The 16183-nt window shown below is 66.7% G+C and carries 15 protein-coding genes; 8 read left to right on the plus strand and 7 right to left on the minus strand.

Going from position 1 to position 16183, the window contains the following annotated elements; translation table 11 throughout:
* Window positions 1–6 precede the first annotated feature (6 nt).
* Both FFS52_RS08670 and FFS52_RS08675 read left to right on the plus strand, forming a co-directional pair.
* The gene (locus FFS52_RS08670; RefSeq protein WP_137809391.1) at window positions 7–1590 is read left to right on the plus strand and encodes a ParB N-terminal domain-containing protein; all 1584 of its coding nucleotides are present in this window, start codon (window positions 7–9) and stop codon (window positions 1588–1590) included.
* Window positions 1591–1970: 380 nt separating this feature from the next.
* A complete protein-coding gene (locus FFS52_RS08675) occupies window positions 1971–2468 on the plus strand; it encodes a hypothetical protein (RefSeq protein ID WP_137809392.1) in 498 nt (165 codons plus the stop codon).
* A gap of 137 nt (window positions 2469–2605) precedes the next feature.
* Here FFS52_RS08675 and FFS52_RS08680 read toward each other — a convergent pair whose 3' ends face one another.
* Window positions 2606–3547 (minus strand): NADP-dependent oxidoreductase, encoded by a 942-nt coding sequence (locus FFS52_RS08680; RefSeq protein ID WP_137809393.1) that lies wholly within the window; start codon window positions 3545–3547, stop codon window positions 2606–2608.
* Window positions 3548–3759: 212 nt separating this feature from the next.
* Between FFS52_RS08680 and FFS52_RS08685 the strand changes: the two genes are divergently transcribed.
* Window positions 3760–4374, plus strand: coding sequence for a hypothetical protein (locus tag FFS52_RS08685; protein WP_249356366.1), 615 nt, complete (start codon window positions 3760–3762; stop codon window positions 4372–4374).
* Window positions 4375–4480: 106 nt separating this feature from the next.
* Here the strand turns inward: FFS52_RS08685 and FFS52_RS08690 are convergent, their stop codons facing one another.
* Both FFS52_RS08690 and FFS52_RS08695 read right to left on the minus strand, forming a co-directional pair.
* Window positions 4481–4840 carry a DUF1761 family protein gene (locus FFS52_RS08690; protein WP_249356369.1) on the minus strand — a complete coding sequence of 120 codons (360 nt, stop codon included), beginning with the start codon at window positions 4838–4840 and terminating at the stop codon, window positions 4481–4483.
* A gap of 117 nt (window positions 4841–4957) precedes the next feature.
* A complete protein-coding gene (locus FFS52_RS08695; protein ID WP_171011587.1) occupies window positions 4958–5533 on the minus strand; it encodes a TetR/AcrR family transcriptional regulator in 576 nt (191 codons plus the stop codon).
* A gap of 110 nt (window positions 5534–5643) precedes the next feature.
* On the opposite strand from FFS52_RS08695, the gene FFS52_RS08700 reads away from it, so the two are divergent.
* Window positions 5644–7446, plus strand: coding sequence for an ABC transporter ATP-binding protein (locus tag FFS52_RS08700; RefSeq protein ID WP_137809397.1), 1803 nt, complete (start codon window positions 5644–5646; stop codon window positions 7444–7446).
* A gap of 57 nt (window positions 7447–7503) precedes the next feature.
* Here FFS52_RS08700 and FFS52_RS08705 read toward each other — a convergent pair whose 3' ends face one another.
* Both FFS52_RS08705 and FFS52_RS08710 read right to left on the minus strand, forming a co-directional pair.
* The gene (locus FFS52_RS08705; protein ID WP_137809398.1) at window positions 7504–8028 is read right to left on the minus strand and encodes a hypothetical protein; all 525 of its coding nucleotides are present in this window, start codon (window positions 8026–8028) and stop codon (window positions 7504–7506) included.
* The gene (locus FFS52_RS08710) at window positions 8025–8843 is read right to left on the minus strand and encodes a methyltransferase domain-containing protein (protein ID WP_137809399.1); all 819 of its coding nucleotides are present in this window, start codon (window positions 8841–8843) and stop codon (window positions 8025–8027) included. Before FFS52_RS08710 ends, FFS52_RS08705 begins: the two co-directional genes overlap by 4 nt.
* A gap of 189 nt (window positions 8844–9032) precedes the next feature.
* Between FFS52_RS08710 and FFS52_RS08715 the strand changes: the two genes are divergently transcribed.
* Window positions 9033–11516, plus strand: a complete 2484-nt coding sequence (locus FFS52_RS08715) for a LuxR family transcriptional regulator (protein WP_249356371.1) — start codon at window positions 9033–9035, stop codon at window positions 11514–11516.
* Window positions 11517–11773: 257 nt separating this feature from the next.
* Window positions 11774–12859, plus strand: coding sequence for a ribosome small subunit-dependent GTPase A (rsgA, locus tag FFS52_RS08720; RefSeq protein ID WP_137809400.1), 1086 nt, complete (start codon window positions 11774–11776; stop codon window positions 12857–12859).
* A gap of 164 nt (window positions 12860–13023) precedes the next feature.
* Here the strand turns inward: rsgA and FFS52_RS08730 are convergent, their stop codons facing one another.
* Window positions 13024–13797, minus strand: coding sequence for a DUF6319 family protein (locus FFS52_RS08730; protein WP_137809401.1), 774 nt, complete (start codon window positions 13795–13797; stop codon window positions 13024–13026).
* A gap of 202 nt (window positions 13798–13999) precedes the next feature.
* Here FFS52_RS08730 and FFS52_RS23660 point away from each other — a divergent pair, with 202 nt between their 5' ends.
* The gene (locus FFS52_RS23660) at window positions 14000–14143 is read left to right on the plus strand and encodes a hypothetical protein (RefSeq protein WP_156422431.1); all 144 of its coding nucleotides are present in this window, start codon (window positions 14000–14002) and stop codon (window positions 14141–14143) included.
* A gap of 132 nt (window positions 14144–14275) precedes the next feature.
* Here the strand turns inward: FFS52_RS23660 and FFS52_RS08735 are convergent, their stop codons facing one another.
* The gene (locus FFS52_RS08735; RefSeq protein WP_137809402.1) at window positions 14276–15217 is read right to left on the minus strand and encodes an SDR family oxidoreductase; all 942 of its coding nucleotides are present in this window, start codon (window positions 15215–15217) and stop codon (window positions 14276–14278) included.
* A gap of 81 nt (window positions 15218–15298) precedes the next feature.
* Here FFS52_RS08735 and FFS52_RS08740 point away from each other — a divergent pair, with 81 nt between their 5' ends.
* The gene (locus FFS52_RS08740; RefSeq protein WP_137809403.1) at window positions 15299–16174 is read left to right on the plus strand and encodes a helix-turn-helix transcriptional regulator; all 876 of its coding nucleotides are present in this window, start codon (window positions 15299–15301) and stop codon (window positions 16172–16174) included.
* Window positions 16175–16183: the final 9 nt, after the last annotated feature.

Genomic DNA, 16183 nt, shown 5'->3' on the forward strand with positions numbered 1-16183 from the left:
AACCCCATGACACACAACACCACCACCGAGACCGTCACCGCGACGGGCGAGCTGCGCCACCTCAACCCGGCCGATCTGGTCATCGACACCAACATTCGCACCGAGGCCGAGGCCACCCTGACCGCCGAGTTCGTCGATTCGATCCGCGACGGCGTGCGCCAACCCATCCTCGCTGTCGAGGTCGACGGCGAGGTCCGGGTACGCGACGGGCAGCGCCGCACGCTGGCCGCGCGCGAAACCGAGCTTGCCACCGTCCCGGTCTACGTCGTGCCGGTCGCGTCCGACGCCGACGACAAGGCGTTGACCATCGACCGGATCGTGGAGCAGCTGGCCAGCTTCCAGCGCGAAGGACTCCGCACCCGCGACCGCGTGGCCGCGATCGAACAACTCTCCCTGGCCGGGATGTCGGCGACCAAGATCGCCAAGACGATCCGCACCAAGAAGAAGGACGTGGACGCCACCCTCGCGTTGGCGAAGTCCGAAACGACCCTGGATTTGATCGAGCAGGGAGCGGGGTTGACGTTGGAGCAGTCCGCGACCGTCGCGGCCTACGACCACGACCCCGAAGCGCAGCAATGGCTCCTAGACGCCGCCGCACGCGGCGTGTTCGAGCATCAGGCCAAGCAGTTGGCCGACAACGCCGACGAGCGGGTCGAGCTGCTGGCCCAGGTCGCCGTCTACACCGCCGACGGCATCGAGGCCGTGACCCGTAGACCCGAGCACCGGCACACCCGCGCCCAGTTGGAACACATCGAGACCGCCGAGGGTAAGCCCGTACAGATTGAGGACGTGCCAGTGAGTCAGCGTCTCGCCTACGTGTGGGCCGACGTGACCGAAGGGTGGGTCGACGCCGAGGGCAACAGCATCGACGAGCACCTGATCGACTTGGACCTCACCGACGAGGACACCCCCGCTGACGCCCAGCCCGACGAGGGATTGCACGACCCGCGTGCCCTCACTCGCCAGGCGAGCCGGTCAATCGAGACCACTTGGTATGTCAGCGAGTTCCGCGACCTAGGAATGAGGTTCCGTACCTACAGCACCCCGAGCAGCGCAACCGCCACCGCTGACCTCAGCGATGACGAGAAGGAGGCCCGGAAGCAGGAACGTCGCCGGGTGCGGGTCCTCAACACCGCGAGCGTGACCGCCCGCGAGGTGCGGATCGAGATGCTGACCGCGTGGCTGGTCCGCAAGACCCTGCCGAAGGGCAGCGCCCCGAAGGTCGCGAAGTTCATCGCCGAATCGATGCGCGCCCATCACGACATGTTCGGAGCGAACAGCATGCAGGGCAACGCCGCCGAGATCGCGGCCACGATCCTCGGAGGCGAGCCCGCCGAGCTGATCGAGCAGGCCACCACCGCCGACCGCGCCCAGATCATCGGACTCGGCATCGCGCTTGCGTCGCGGGAAGCGCACATGTGGAAAGACGCCTGGCGCAACGTCGGTGACCGCAACTACCTCGGCGGCAGCCAGGTCAAGGCCCGCGCTGGCTACCTGCACTTCCTCGTCGAGGTGACCGGCTACACCCTCTCCGACGTCGAGCAGGTCATCGCCGGTGACAAGCAGGCCGCCGACGTGCCACTCGACTAGACACCCGACGCTAGCCGCTCTTAGACTGAGTCCTTGCCTATGTCGTGAACATGGCCGCAGGTTGCGTTTCGTCACGTGTGACGAAACGCATTGTGCAGCCGCGCGTTCCAAGTGGATTGTGCTCAGCGGCGAACCGCCCGACAGGCTTTGTCGAAGTACAGCATCCGGGGTCTGTCGAGCGATGTGACAGTCGGTGACCGGGATGACCTACCATGCCTGTGGTCGGTCTGGTTCACCGTTCGCCCCCGTCCGCCGGGCGTGTGTCCGCACACGAACCCGAATTCCGCTGAAATAGAACGACTGCAGTCGTCAGCAGCCGCCAGCGCCACCGGTTCCGACGGTGAGTTTTCACTGCCGAACACACAGGGAGGGTAATTCCTATGCCGCACAATGAGTCACGGTCCGAGCGGTCGCCGATAGCGGACAGGGTCGCACAGACCACCGGGGAAGCCATCCGTGCGGCTCGCGCCCACGACACCGAGGCGTTCGGTACCGCGACCGACCTTCTCGCGTTGCACCCCGAGTCGCGGGAGGTGCATGCACTCATGATGCGCGAACTCCTCGAGACCGTGTTCCCCGATGGTCTGACCGGCGATGATGTGTCCGAGGTGATGACCAGCACCAGCCGTGCCGCCGCCTCATGGACTTCCGCCGTCAGTCCCGCAGCGGTAGCCCTCGTGCTGACAGGCGCGTTGGGAGTGGGCGACACCGCCGACGCCGATGCGCTGCCATCCGCCGACCTACTGGGCGCCGAGGCCACCGCTGCTGCCCTGGTGGTCATCGCCGACCTCACGGCGCGTGCCGATGTCGACCCGATGGAGTACGTGACCCGGGCTGTGGAGGAGATCCGTCGCGCCCAGACGATGGAGACGCCTTGATCGGTGGTCGCACGATGACCGCGAGCCGCCTGTCGTGTTGGATGACGACCTCTGCGCGGGACCGACTGCGAGGGCCCAGCGGGGTCGAACGCACCTACGTGCAGAGGCGAACCTCGACTAGATGACCTGTGCTGTCATTAGCTCGCGACGCGTATGACGACCTTGCCGCGCACGTGACCGGACTGGCTCTGCTCGTGCGCGTCGGAAGCATCAGCGAGATCGAACACCTCCGCGATCTCCGGCGTGATCTTGCCTGCGTCGGCGAGTCGGGCGAGTTCGGCAAGATCCGCGGCGTCGGGACGCACCCAGACGTAGTGGCCGCCGAATTCGTCGCGCGCCCGCGCGTCGGTGATCGAGGCGACCGTGCCGCCGTCGCGCAACACGTCCTCGACCGAGTCGAGTGCGTCGCCGCCCACGTAGTCGAGGATGACGTCGACACCCTGCGGCTCGAGTGCCCGTACCCGGTCGGTGAGGCCCTCGCCATACGTCGTGGGCTCGGCGCCCAGACTGCGGAGATAGTCGTGGTTCGACTCCGAGGCCGTCCCGATCACGCGTGCGCCCAGGGACCGGGCGATCTGCACGGCGAACGATCCGACTCCGCCCGCGGCGGCATGGACCAGCACGGTGTTTCCGGACTGAACTCCGGCCCGGCGGATGGTCTGCAGAGCGGTGAGACCGGCCAGCGGGAGCGCCGCAGCCTCTTCGAACGACCAGTTCGACGGCTTGTGTGCCAGGGTGCGCACCGGGGCGGCGACGAACTCGGCGAACGTCCCGCCCGCCACTTCCCCACCGACGACGTCCTTGCGGACGTAACCGAACACTTCGTCGCCGACCTGGAACTCAGGTGTGTCCAGGCCGACCTGCTCGACCACTCCCGCGACGTCCCAGCCCGGGACCACCGGGAAGACGGTCTCCATGATCTCGGCGAGATAGCCCTCGCGAACCTTCCAGTCCACGGGATTCACACTCGAGGCGCGGACACGCACCAGCACGGAGTCGGGTCCGACCTTGGGCGTGGGCAGGTCGGTCAGTTCCAGGACGTCGGGACCGCCGAAGCGGTCATAAGTGATTGCTCGCATGGTGGCACCAACGGGACGCTCGACGGAATGATTCCAGCAGCTCTGCGATGTCTGCCGACGTCCCATCGTCGTGATGCGTACCGAGCGCGCCCGTTATCCGGCAGGCTGGCACGTGGTCCCATCGCGGGAACAACCAGCGCAATCCCGGCCCGAGCCTGCTGGACGAAGCCCGGTCGCAGCATGAAAAACATTGTGCCGTAGTGTTTTCACCCGTGAATTTCGCTGCTGCCGATGCCATCGTGACCGACTCCACTGCCCACGCCTGCGTGTGGTGCTCATCCAGCGACGACATCGCAGAACTCCGCGGCGAACCGCGGTGCGGGCGCTGCCGCGAGGCAGAGCAAACTATCGCGGCGGCCCGCGAGTTCGTCGGTTTCTACGGGCTACGACCTTTGGGCGCGTCGATGACGTCCGACGACGAAGAGGAACGCGAACACCGGGTGGCGGCCCGTGACGCCTGGGCAGTGCTGAATCGGACCCGCACACAGCCCCCACTGCGCGTCCGGTCCGGCCAGCGCGGTGTGACACGATCCGCGTCCACCACCACAAACAAGGACGGCAGCACAACGGCTCGCAAAGCCAAGAACGTCGGGGCCGGAAGCGCCCGCCCTGCGGACGTCTCCCGACCCGACCATGAGGAGCTCATGAGCCGTGCGCAGTCCTTGCTGGCGCAGCTCGCCGAGATCGAGGAACGGCTGGCAGTCGCGCAGGCGGACCCCGGACTGAGCGGCAAGGCCAAGGCGAGCGACTTGACCGCCAAGCGCGATTCGGTGCTGCGTACGCTCGCCGCTCTGGAAAAGGCCAAGCGGGCCCTGGAGCCGGCCTGAGTTCTCACGTGCCAGGACGGTTGTGATCCGAAAGGCGATGAACCGTCACCCGATCCTCCTCACGGAGTAGCGGACGGGGATTGTGCGGTCCACAGCGATTCCACTGTCACCGCCACAGCGACACGATCAGGACGAGGATGAGCAGCTTCAGGGCCCAATCCCCGAGGTGTACAGCTGCCGCGGACAGGGCCGTTCCCTCGTGGAAGACCGCGCCCGCGAACAGAACCAACGGGATGAGGAACAGCCCCGCAGCGAGCAGAAGTGCACCGGTGGCATCCGGATCGAGTTGCGCGACCAGACCGGCGACCAGGAGTACGAGCAGTGCGTTGCGGATGAGTTCGACAACCGGCGTCGCCCAGGCCGGTCGGTGTACTTCCGCCGCGGCGGGTGCACCCACGACGCCGTAGTACACACCGCTCACCAGGAACGCGGCGACCGTTGCGGCCACGCACGCCAGTACGTTCACGCTGCCCAATGTCTCATCCGATCGGTGGTAGGTGCAGGGTCTGACACCACCCCGATACAAAACTCATCGGTGGTAGAAGTGTTGCCCCGACCCAAAGCACACGCGTGCGTCGGCTTCTCAGTCGGCAGCGACTCCGGAGAAGAACGTCCGGACGGCGACATCGGCGGCGCGGCGACGCGACATCACCCCGCCGGCGATCGAGACCGCACCGACAAAACAGAGTGAATAGAACACCCCGGCCAGCCATCTCGTTTCGAGATCATCGGCGATGGCACCGTCTTTCTGCGCCCGAGAAAAGATCTCCGGAAGCATCTGGTCCTCTTCCTCAGCCCACTCCGGGTGGCCGTCGAACCGGTGTGGGTCGGCGAACAGGAACACGATGACGTCGTCGATGCCGATGATCACCCGCATCAGCGATTCGAGTGCTGCGCGAGCCGATTCGCACCCGTCGACCGCTTCGCTCGCCTGCCGCTCGAGAACGCTCCTCGCCTCGACGAGCGCCGTATCGACGAGAGACTGACGGTCGGGGAAGTGGCGGTGCAAGGTGCTGCGGCTGACGTCCGCCCGGTCGGCGATGTCGCCCAGGGACGTCGAGAAATCAGTTGCCCACGCCGCGATGGCGGCTGACACTATGGCCTGTCGGGTGCGCAGGCGCACGCCCGAGACGGCAGCCGGTTCCGGCGCATCGTTCACCTGGCCGAGACTATCCACCACACTCGGGTATCTGCAACACACTTGATTGAAAATGGGACACCAATGTGTCATTGTAGAGCTTGCATGTTCCGCTCGGGAGGGCTCACACCATGACGACTTCGACAACCGCGGCCGATCCCGGGCAGACCCCGGATATGCCCATGCGCGCCAAACTCGCGATCCTCTGGGACTACATACGTCCGTACCGGGGCGTCCTTGCCGTGGGCGTCGTCCTCGGGTTGCTCGGCACCGCTGCCGAACTCGCGACCCCGCTGGTCACGAAGTGGGTGCTCGACGGTCTTGCCGTGTCGGAATCTCTGGCGGCGCCGATCACAGTCCTGGCCGTGTTGCTCGTCGCCGGGTCGGTGATCGGTCTGATCCAGACGATCATGTTGGGAACCCTGGCCGAACGCATCATTCTCGCCACCCGCACCGGACTCATCGGACACCTGCTCCGCGTCGAGGTCCCCGAGCTCGCCCGTAGGTCGAGCGGCGAGATGGTCGCGCGCGTCACCTCCGACACCCTGCTGATCCGCGAAGCGACGACGTCGAGCATTGTCAACGGTGTCAACGGTTTCGTCGGTATGGTCGGCGCGCTGGTACTCATGGCGTTTCTGGACCTCCCGCTGTTCGCGACCACGATGGTCGTCGTGGTCATGGTCGGGATCGCCGCCGCCGTACTGATGCCGGGGTTGGCGAAGGCGCAGCAGGACGCGCAGGCCGAGATCGGTTTCCTGGGTGGCCGATTGGAGGGGATCCTTCGATCGATTCGCACCGTCAAGGCGAGTCGGGCCGAGGCGCGGGAATCCGACCGGATCGGAGAGTTCGCGCACCGGTCGGCGAGCAAGGGAATCCGGGCCGTGCGTATCGAAGCATGGGCCTGGACGATCACCGGGTCCGGGATCAATCTGGCGGTGATGGTCGTCCTGGCGTTCGGGGCCTGGCGCGTCGCCGACGGTTCGATGGCCGTCAGTACTCTGATCGCATTCCTGCTCTACGGATTCCAACTGATGATGCCTGTCTCGCTGCTCACCCAGAGTGTCACGGCCTTGCAGTCGGGATTGGCCGCGGCTGCGCGGATTGCCGAGATCTCCGACCTGCGAACCGAATCCGACGACGAGGTGGTGGCGAATCGCACGTCGGCTCGGGTCGACCGGACCGCGTCCGCACTCGAACTGCGCGACGTGGTGTACCGATACGCACCAGACTCCCCCGCTGCGCTCAACGGCATTGACCTGACGATCCCACGCCGCGGACACACTGCCATCGTCGGACCGTCGGGTGCCGGGAAGACGACCATCTTCTCCCTCTTCCTGAAGTTCCTACGACCGGATCGCGGCGAGATCGTGCTCGACGGTCGGCCGCTCGACCAGTGGACACTCCACGATCTGCGAGCACGCATCGCCTACGTGGAGCAGGACACCCCTCTGGTCCCCGGAACGGTCCGCGACAACCTCGTCTACGCGGCGCCCGAGGCGACAGACGACGAGGTGTGGCGTGCCCTGTCGGCCGTCCGGATGGATGAGCGTGTCCATTCCATGCCCGACGGCCTACTCACCGACGTGACCACGTCAACGCTGTCGGGCGGGGAACGGCAACGCATCGCGCTCGCCCGCGCGCTGGTCGTCGACCCAGAACTCCTCCTGCTCGACGAGGTGACCGCGCAACTCGACGGGTTGACCGAGGCGGCTGTGGCCGAGGGCATCCGGCGACAGGCCACTCGCGGAGCCGTCGTCACCATCGCGCATCGGCTCTCGACGATCATGGACGCCGACCAGATCGTCGTCCTCGAAGCCGGTCGGGTGCGGGCGGTCGGCAACCATCGGCGCTTGCTAGCCACCGATGAGCTCTATCGAGAACTGGTGGCCGCCATGCGTATCGACACCGACGTGGACGCTGCCGAGCTGAATTGATCCGACAGCCGCCCACCCGGCACAGGCCGGGTGGGCGGGTGTCGCCGGCGGGTCGGGTCAGAACCGCCCGACGACCACGTTGGTGGTCTGGACCCGTGCCCGGCAGTCGCCGTCGGTGAAACGGACCCGGGTGAACACCTCGTCGGCACCGTCCCGGTCCTCGTTGAGAACCGAGCTCGGAACGACGAACTCCCGGAGATACTCGAGCCCGCGGTCAGAAGCCCGGAGGAAACCTTCGGTCCCGACCGAGGTGCCCGGGAAGTTGCGGTCGTAGAGGTACTGCTCTCTACCGTCGTCGCCCAGCACGATGTAGTGCATTCCACCGCAACCCCGATCGTTGATGTGGGTGACGAATCCGACCGCGTCCGCTCGTGTCATCGGATACAGGCCCTGGATGATGATGCGGTTCTTGCCGGCACCGGTGATGTTCTGGTCGACGATCGTCAGCGTCGCGCCCGGTGTGCGCGCGGGTGCTGCCGAAGCCGTCGTCGCAAGCGGCGCGGCGACGCCGATGGCCGCGGCGATCGACAGGGTCGCGCCGAGACGAGCGATGGCCTTGCCACGACTCCGGGGCGCGCTCATGACCGCACCGCCTCGACGACGCGGTACTCCCAGTCGATGGAGATCCCGCCGGGGACCGGTTGCTGCCGAGACTCGGCGAGGGAGATCAGATCGGCACGCAGTGCGTGCTTGCCGTCCTCGTCGAGCTTCGACGCCGCGGCGAACGTCGGACCGTAGTAGCCGAGGAACAGGTCCGCGAAAGCGGCCGCGTCGACGAACCGAACGGTCAGTACGGCGGTGTGCGAATCGACCGAGTGCACACGATCGCCGAACAGCGATGCGACGTAATGCTGGTCGCCCCACCGGGTGGCGGGACGCGCGCCCGGCGGCGGTGTCACGTGGCGGCCGACCGCGGCGAGCATTCCACCGACGAAACCGTCTGCGGTCCAACTCGTGACCACGATCTTTCCGGCCGGACGGACGACTCGGGTCAATTCGCGCGCGGCCTGCTCGTGATCGGCGGCGAACATGATGCCGATCGACGAGATACCGGTGTCGAACGCGGCGTTGCCGAACGGCAGGACCTCGGCCGGGGCTTCCACGAAATCGACGTCGAGATGTTCTGCGGCTGCCCGACCCCGGGCGATGTCGAGTAGTGCCGGCACGTAGTCGATCGCGGTGACGTCGCCACCCTGGCGGGCAGCGGCGAGCGCGGAGTGGCCGGTGCCGGTCGCGACGTCGAGGACGCGTTCGCCGGGGATGACCGATGCCGCGACCACGGTCGCTTCGTTGACCGGCACGGTCAGCGCGGCGATACGGTTGTAATCGCCGCTGCTCCAGACCTTCTGCTGCTTCTCCCGCAGCGATACCAGGTCTGGTGAGAGAGATGTCGTCATCGGATTGTCCATTTCTGTGTGGTGGGACGACTGGCCGTCGGTGACCGTTTGTCGGTACCGGCGCACCACAACAGTCGGTCACCGGGCATACGGACGGCATCGGTGAGGACCTCCCATCTTTCGCCGAACGTCCTTCCCATGAATGGGTAGACCCACCTATTCGAGCGTCGGGCGGCCTACACTCGGACGGTGCGATTGTTGGAGAGAACCGAGCAGTTGTCGCAGATCAGCGCGGCATTTGACCGGTTGCCGGTGGGTTCGGCCTTCTCCGTCGCCGGCGAGAGCGGTGCAGGCAAGACGACGCTGATCGCGCAGGTGTGTGCGACCGCCCGGGACGTGCGTGTGCTGCGGGTGGCGTGCGATCCGCTCGACACACCACGTCCACTGGGTCCCGTCAAAGACCTGGGCATCGGTCTGCAACCGATGATGCTCGCCGACGTCTGCGAAGCCGCGTTCGCTCATCTGAGGGCTGCACCGACGCTTCTCGTGGTCGAGGATCTGCACTGGGTCGACGCCGCGTCGACCGATGTGCTGAGGTTCCTGTGTCGACGCATCGAGTCGATGCCGCTCGTTCTGCTCCTGACGCATCGAGAGCTCGAGCCCCAGGCGGCGGCGCGTGCCCTGCTCGCCGAGGGCGTGTTCCGGATCGAGCTGCCGCCGCTCAGTGTCGCGGCGATCGCGGAACTGGTCGAGGGTACGGGTCTCGATCCCGTGCGGGTCCATGCCGCGACCGGAGGTAACCCCTACTTCGCGACCGAGGTCTCCCGCGAACCCCACCTGCCGATCCCGTCGTCGGTGCGCGATGCGGTCCTGGCGCGGACGACCAAGGTCAGCGCGGCCGATTTCGAAGCCCTCCAACTGATTGCGGCGTCGCCGGAACGGGTGTCGGACACCGCGCTGCCGGTCCTGCGGATCGGTTACCCCACTCTGCAGCGTCTCGCCGACACGGGACTTCTGGAATGGGGGCCCGACGGCATCCTATTCCGACACGAATTGGCCCGTCGGGCAATCGAATCCACGATTCCGCCGGGTGGGGTGGCCCATCTGCACGCGCAGCTGCTGGACGCACTCGAGCAGCTGGGCACCGTGCACCCGTCGGTGTTGACCCACCACGCCGTCGCCGCCCGGGACTTCGACCGCGCCGTCCGTCATGCCTGCGCCGCAGCCGAGGACGCCATCCGCGGCGGAGCGCACACCGAGGCCGTCGCGTACTACGAGATCGCCAAGCAGCACCAAGTCAATGCTCCGGCTCGCGAGCGTGCCGAACTGTTGTTGGCTCTGGCCAACGAGCAGTACATGGTCAGCCGACTGCGCGATGCGATAGCCAGTGTGAACGAGACCTTCCCGTTGTGGACCGAACTGGGTGACGACACCGGGTTGGCCACGGCACATGTGGCCGTCGGGGTCTACGAGTACTACAGCGCGCACCGGCAGAGCGCGGAATCGCACCTGGGCCGTGCAGCGGAGATCGCCTACGGTACAGGGGCGTCGACGGTGTACAGCGAGGCCCAGATCCACCGCGCGTTTCTCGCGTTCATGCGGGGCGACGTGTCGGGAACGGCGTCCCTGCTGGCCGACACCGCGTCGGCATCCGACGAGGAACTGCGGCTGTGGAACAAGGTCGTCTCGGACTCGGCTGCGCTGTCCACCGGCGAAGTCGACTCTCGCAGAAGACTTCTCGATCACATGGAAACCGCCCGCACCCTCGGCTTCGACGAACTCGCCTCAACCGTCTATTCACAGGTGGCCAGTCTCGATGTCGAACAGGGAAGGTACCGGGCCGCCGACCGGATCCTCGACGCGGGTCTCCCGTTCACGGTGGAGCGCGACATCCAGATCTGTCGCCACTGGCAGACCGCTGTGCGGAGTCGCCTGCATCTGACCCGCGGACACTGGAACGGAGCCCTCGAGGACGCCGGGGCGGTCATCGACGCCGACGGGATGCCGATCGCCACGCTGTGGCCGCTCCTGGTCACCGTGCTGGTGCCGCTCCGATGCGGCGCGTCGTTCGACATCGACGAGATCGAGAACGCCTGGACCCTCGCCAACCAGATCGATGAACCCCTCCGACGGCTCGCGGTCCTGACCGCCCTGGCGGAGATCAGTTGGATGACCGGGACCGAGGACGCCCGGGTCGCCGCGGCGCACACCCTCGACGATGACGGAACAGAATGGGGCACAGGGAGCCTCGCCGTCTGGCGTGCGAGGCTCGGGTGGTCGACGCAGACCGGGCCGATCGCGGCGCCGTACCGATTGTCGCTCGACGGTCGGCACGCCGACGCCGCGCGCTGGTGGTCGGACGCGGGTGATCCGTTCGCATCGGCGATGTGCTGGTTGGATTCCGACGAACCAGCCCGTGGTGTGACGATGCTCGACGGACTCGGCGCCGCGGGTACCGCCGATCGTGCGCGTGCGTTGATGCGCGAACGGGGTTGCGCCACCGTCCCGCAGCGCCCTCGGCCCACGACACGAGTGAACCCCGGTGGCCTGACGAACAGGCAACTCGAGGTCGCCCGCCTGGTGGCGGAGGGACTGTCGAGTTCGGAGATCGCCAAGCGGCTGTACATCTCGTCGAAAACCGCGGACCATCACGTGTCCGCGGTCCTGGCGAAGCTGGGTATGACGTCGCGTCGTGAGGTGCTCGCGCAGGGCGTCGAGTTGGGGCTCCGTTAGCGCCGAACCCGCGGAACGAAAAAAGAGTGGTGGGCATCGCCGGGCGGTGTTAGCGTGAGCCGCGCTGTCCGGTGGGGCAGCACGAGACCTGGAGGTGAGTCGATGGTTGCCGTCGAGATCGCTGGCATCGTCAGCATCCGAACCATCCCTGTTCCTCCAGCCCGTTGCTGATCCTCGAACACCGTTCTCGCACAACCGACTGAGTTGCGAGTCGGATGACTCCTGGGGTCGCGGGCTTTCCTCGAAAGTCCCCAACAGTGAATTCTGCAAGTAATTCGTCTTTTCCCGTCGAGCTCGCCGCTCTCGGCTGGGACAAGCATTTCTCGACCCTGTACACCGACCGCGCGTCCGACGACGAGCTACCAGCTCGCGTCGTGCGGGTGGATCGCGGCGGGTGCGACACCATCACCGCATCAGGTCCGGTCCGCGTCATCCGCGGTGTCGGGCGCACTGCGGAGCGCGAACAGTCCGTGTGCACCGGCGATTGGGTGGTGCTGCGCCGAGACGACGGGCAGGCCCGGATCGTGCACCTGTTGCCGCGCCGGACGGCGATCGCGCGCGCGAGTTCGGATCGGACATCGAAACGGCAGGTACTCGCCGCCAACGTCGACACGGTGATCATCGCGGTGTCGGTCGCGAACAGGGTGAATGTCGGTCGCATCGAGCGCCTGCTGACGTTGGCCTACGACGCCGGCACCCGGCCGATCATCGCGTTGACCAAGTCGGATCTGGTCGACGATCCTCTTCCGGGTGAGTCGATGATCGCCGCGGTCGCTCCGGGCGCCGACATCGTGACGACGAGCACGATCACCGGCGCAGGCGTCGATCTCCTCGAGTCCACCATGACCGGCACCGCCGTCCTGTTGGGCTCGTCCGGCGCCGGCAAGTCGAGCCTGGCCAACGCATTGCTCGGTCGTGAACAGATGGCGGCCAATGAGATTCGTGCGGTCGACGGAAAGGGGCGGCACACGACGGCGCACCGCGAGCTGCTGCTCCTGCCGGGAGGCAAGGTACTCATCGACACACCTGGTCTGCGTGGGATCGGGGTACAGGATGTCGCCGAGGCGGCCGGCCGTACGTTCGCCGACATCGAGGAGTTAAGTCGTGAGTGCGCGTTTCGCGATTGCGAACACCGCAGTGAGCCGAGATGTGCCGTGCAGGAGGCGATCCGGGACGGCCGCCTCGACGCCGGCCGTCTGGAACGCTATCGCAAGCTGCTGAGGGAAAGTGAGTGGTCGGCCGCTCGGGGCGACGCCCGACAGGCGAGCAAGCGGAGCAAGCGGGACAAAGCGATCACGCGAGACATTCGCGCGATGTACCGGTTCCGGGACCGGCAGGCCTGACGGGCCCCTTCGTGACGCGCCCTCCGCAAGCTCCGGGCGCTCCTCAGGGAGCAAGGGTGGGTCGCCCTCCGCAAGCTCCGGGCGCTCCTCAGGGAGCAAGGGTTAGATCGTTCCTTCGGTTTTGGGAGCAGGGTGTGTCGCCCTCCGCAAGCTCCGGTCGCTCCTCAGCGAGCGAGGCCGCGCTGGTCGTCGACGGACCCGTCGAGGTTGGCCAGCGCGGCCCGCGCGGCTTCGAGTTCCTGACTGAGTTCGTCGATGCGGCGTTGCGCGGCCGTTCTGGCCGATTCGATGACGGCGTCGACCGCGGCGATCGCGGTCTCGTCATCGAGCTCCCGCATCGCCCGGGCCACCCGGTCGGCGGTGATCTCGACGGGTTTTGCCAGCTTTCTGGTTCCGACCGCAACCGACAGCGTCCACGTGCTCTCCCCTGCCGCGGTGATGGTGACCGTGGTCGGCGCGGTCGGCGCCTTGGCCTTTCGCGACGACCTGGTCGTCGTCGCAGGCGCCGGCGCCGACTCCGCCGCCCTCGGCGGGGCATCCGTCGTAGGACGCGCCTTTCGGGACGGGCGGGCGGAATTCGATTCCTCGACATCTGTTTTCGATGACGACGTCGGTTGTGGCTTCGGGGGCGCCGGTTCCGGTGTGCGTCGACGAACCGCAGCGGTCGCAGTGGTGGCGGCCGCCGGTCGGTTACGTCGCAGTTCGTCGGCTTCGAAGGGCAACTGGTCGTCGACGCCCCTCGGGCTCACCGTCACTGTCGTACCGTCGATCGACACGACTCGCGCCGAGGCGCCGGCCTCCAGGTTCAGCGATGGCATCGCATCGCGCAGATAGACCGTGGCTCGCTTACCGGCCGCGAGTGCCGCGGACAGCGACTCCAGGTCGTCGGGACTCAAGCCGGCCCTCGTCTGTGAACTCACCGCGCCATTGTCGCACATGCGTGCGAATCCGCGTTACCCATCACTGCGTCGCGCCGTCGGCGCTTCACCGTTCGTGCAGTTGAAACCTAGTACTTGCGACCGTTATCGTTTCGTGACCCACAGCATCGTTGTGGCCTCGAACGTCGCCGGCGGGTCTCGGGTGAACGTTCGCGGCCCTAATGTTCTCGGGGACGGTAACGGGTCTTCGGAGGGACAACTTGTGACAGAGGCCAGCACCCCGACACGCACATCGTCGGTCAAGGCACGCGAGACCCCGATCGCCGATCACGCGTATGCAGGCGTCACGATCGCGGCGCTGCTGTGCGCGACCTCGGCAGCGACATTCCTGACGCTCTTCCCCTGAACCTGCCGTCCCTCAGACTTCGAGTGGAAAGCATCACAAGTGCTCATTGCCGGTGTGTCACCTGCGTCGACTTCGGTCCGCAGGTGGCACACACCACTTGACGATCGCATATCGGCGCCAGGAGGCCCGTCTTCAGCCCGCTGTCACCCGGGTGAGCTGTTCAGACACCGCCCACAGACGCGATGCCGCTTCGTGATCACGGAACGGTTGCCAGGGTTGCCGTAATCCGGGTGGCCCGCCGGCGTCACCGGGCCACTGTGGTCCGAAGAACGCATCACCGGGCGTCTCCGGCTGCGTCGCCGCCATCAGGGCTGGGAGGGCAGCGGTTTCGACGGTGCCCACACCGACACCGTGCCGCGATATCCACTCGATCACGCGCCGGCCGCTCGTCGGGGCGGTCCTGCCGACCTCAGGACGAGCGGCGAGAAGGCTGGTCGGGGCGACTCCCGGATGTGAGATCACGCTCGTCACATCCCAACCGGCAGCGCGGCTTCGGCGTCCGAGTTCGAGTCCGAACAGCGCGCACGCGATCTTGGACTGGCGGTAGGCCTTCATTGCGTCGTAGTGGCGCTCCCAGTTCAGATCATCCCAATTGATCGAGCCTCGTTTTGCCGCGATGCTCGTCTGCGAGACCACCCGTGCCTTCCCGGACTGGAGCAGCGGAAGCACCGCGACGGTCAGGGCGAAGTGTCCTAGGTGGTTGGTGCCGAACTGGACCTCGAATCCATCGCCTGTGGTCAGGCGTTTCGGCGGAGTCATGATCCCGGCGTTGTTGATCAGGATGTCGATCGGTGTGCCGTCCGCCCGGAGCCTGCCGGCAAGCGCCTCGACCGATGCCATCGATGACAGGTCGACGTCCTCCATCGTGAGTGTGGCGGCGGGGTGACGATCACGAATGCGCTCGACCGCCCTCGCCCCCTTGTTCGGATCACGCACCGGCACGACCACTTCCGCACCGGCGCCGGCGAGCGCATTCGCGATCTCCCACCCGATGCCGTCACTCGCGCCGGTCACGACCGCTCGACGGCCCGTGAGATCGGGGATGGACAGGCTGTATCTGCTGTTTCGTGTCATGCGGAGCTCCTGACGGACTCGGAATGTTTCTCGCTTCCAGTCTTGTGTCGGTCCGCACCGTTATCCACGGCCTGTCGATCCGTGGCTCCGCGGTTCCGGGCGCGCAAGAATGGCCGAAGGATCGATCGACCCGGTCTCGCTGACTTCCTTCGGGTGAGGCGTGCCGCCCTTCAGCCCGAGGACGTCGGACTGCCTCGCGGGCAGCGCCGTCGCACAGGTGGACTCCGTCGCGAAGAGGTGGCTGCCCTGTGTCACATGTCCGCCGACTACTACTCACGACTCGAACGCGAGCGCGGCCCGCAGCCGTCGCCACAAATGGTGGCCGCCATCGCACAGGGCCTCCACCTCTCCGTCGAGGAGCGAGACCACCTGTTCCACCTCGCCGGCCACCGGCCGCCCATGCGCGGACCCGACCGCGAGCACATCTCCCCGGGCATGATGCGGATCTTCGACCGGCTCGCCGACACCCCGGCCGAGATCGTCACCGAACTCGGCGAGACGTTGCGCCAGAACCGACTCGGGGTGGCACTGGTCGGCGACCTCATGCGGTTCGACGGGCCGGCGCGGAGCATCGGCTATCGGTGGTTCACCGATCCGCGGGCTCGCCAATTGCATCCGTCCGACGACCACGACTTTTACTCACGTATGTACGTATCCGGACTACGAGGAGTGGCTGCGCTACGAGGCCCGCAGTCGTATGCGGCGTCGCTCGCGGAACGGCTTACAGGCGAGAGCGAGGAGTTCCGCGAGATCTGGGCACGGCACGAAGTGGGTGTAGCTCCTCGCGAGATCAAGAGGTACGTGCACCCCGACGTGGGATTGCTCGAACTGAGTTGCCAGATCTTGGTCGACCCGCGGTGTTCGCATTCGCTGCTCGTCTACACCGCGACCCCGGGCAGTGCGAGTGCCGAGAAGCTCCGGTTGCTGTCCGTCGTCGCGGCACCCACGGCGACCTGACACCCGGCA

Source organism: Gordonia sp. ALPHA1B1 (assembly GCF_005502615.1).
Classification (GTDB): domain Bacteria; phylum Actinomycetota; class Actinomycetes; order Mycobacteriales; family Mycobacteriaceae; genus Gordonia; species Gordonia hongkongensis.

What these genes read in the sequence shown, in the direction of transcription:
- FFS52_RS08670 (WP_137809391.1), top strand. Translation starts at nt 7, where the DNA reads ATGACACACAACACCACCACCGAGACCGTCACCGCGACGGGCGAGCTG.
- FFS52_RS08675 (WP_137809392.1), top strand. Translation starts at nt 1,971, where the DNA reads ATGCCGCACAATGAGTCACGGTCCGAGCGGTCGCCGATAGCGGACAGG.
- FFS52_RS08680 (WP_137809393.1), bottom strand. Translation starts at nt 3,547, where the DNA reads ATGCGAGCAATCACTTATGACCGCTTCGGCGGTCCCGACGTCCTGGAA.
- FFS52_RS08700 (WP_137809397.1), top strand. Translation starts at nt 5,644, where the DNA reads ATGACGACTTCGACAACCGCGGCCGATCCCGGGCAGACCCCGGATATG.
- FFS52_RS08705 (WP_137809398.1), bottom strand. Translation starts at nt 8,028, where the DNA reads ATGAGCGCGCCCCGGAGTCGTGGCAAGGCCATCGCTCGTCTCGGCGCG.
- FFS52_RS08710 (WP_137809399.1), bottom strand. Translation starts at nt 8,843, where the DNA reads ATGACGACATCTCTCTCACCAGACCTGGTATCGCTGCGGGAGAAGCAG.
- FFS52_RS08730 (WP_137809401.1), bottom strand. Translation starts at nt 13,797, where the DNA reads ATGTGCGACAATGGCGCGGTGAGTTCACAGACGAGGGCCGGCTTGAGT.
- FFS52_RS08735 (WP_137809402.1), bottom strand. Translation starts at nt 15,217, where the DNA reads ATGACACGAAACAGCAGATACAGCCTGTCCATCCCCGATCTCACGGGC.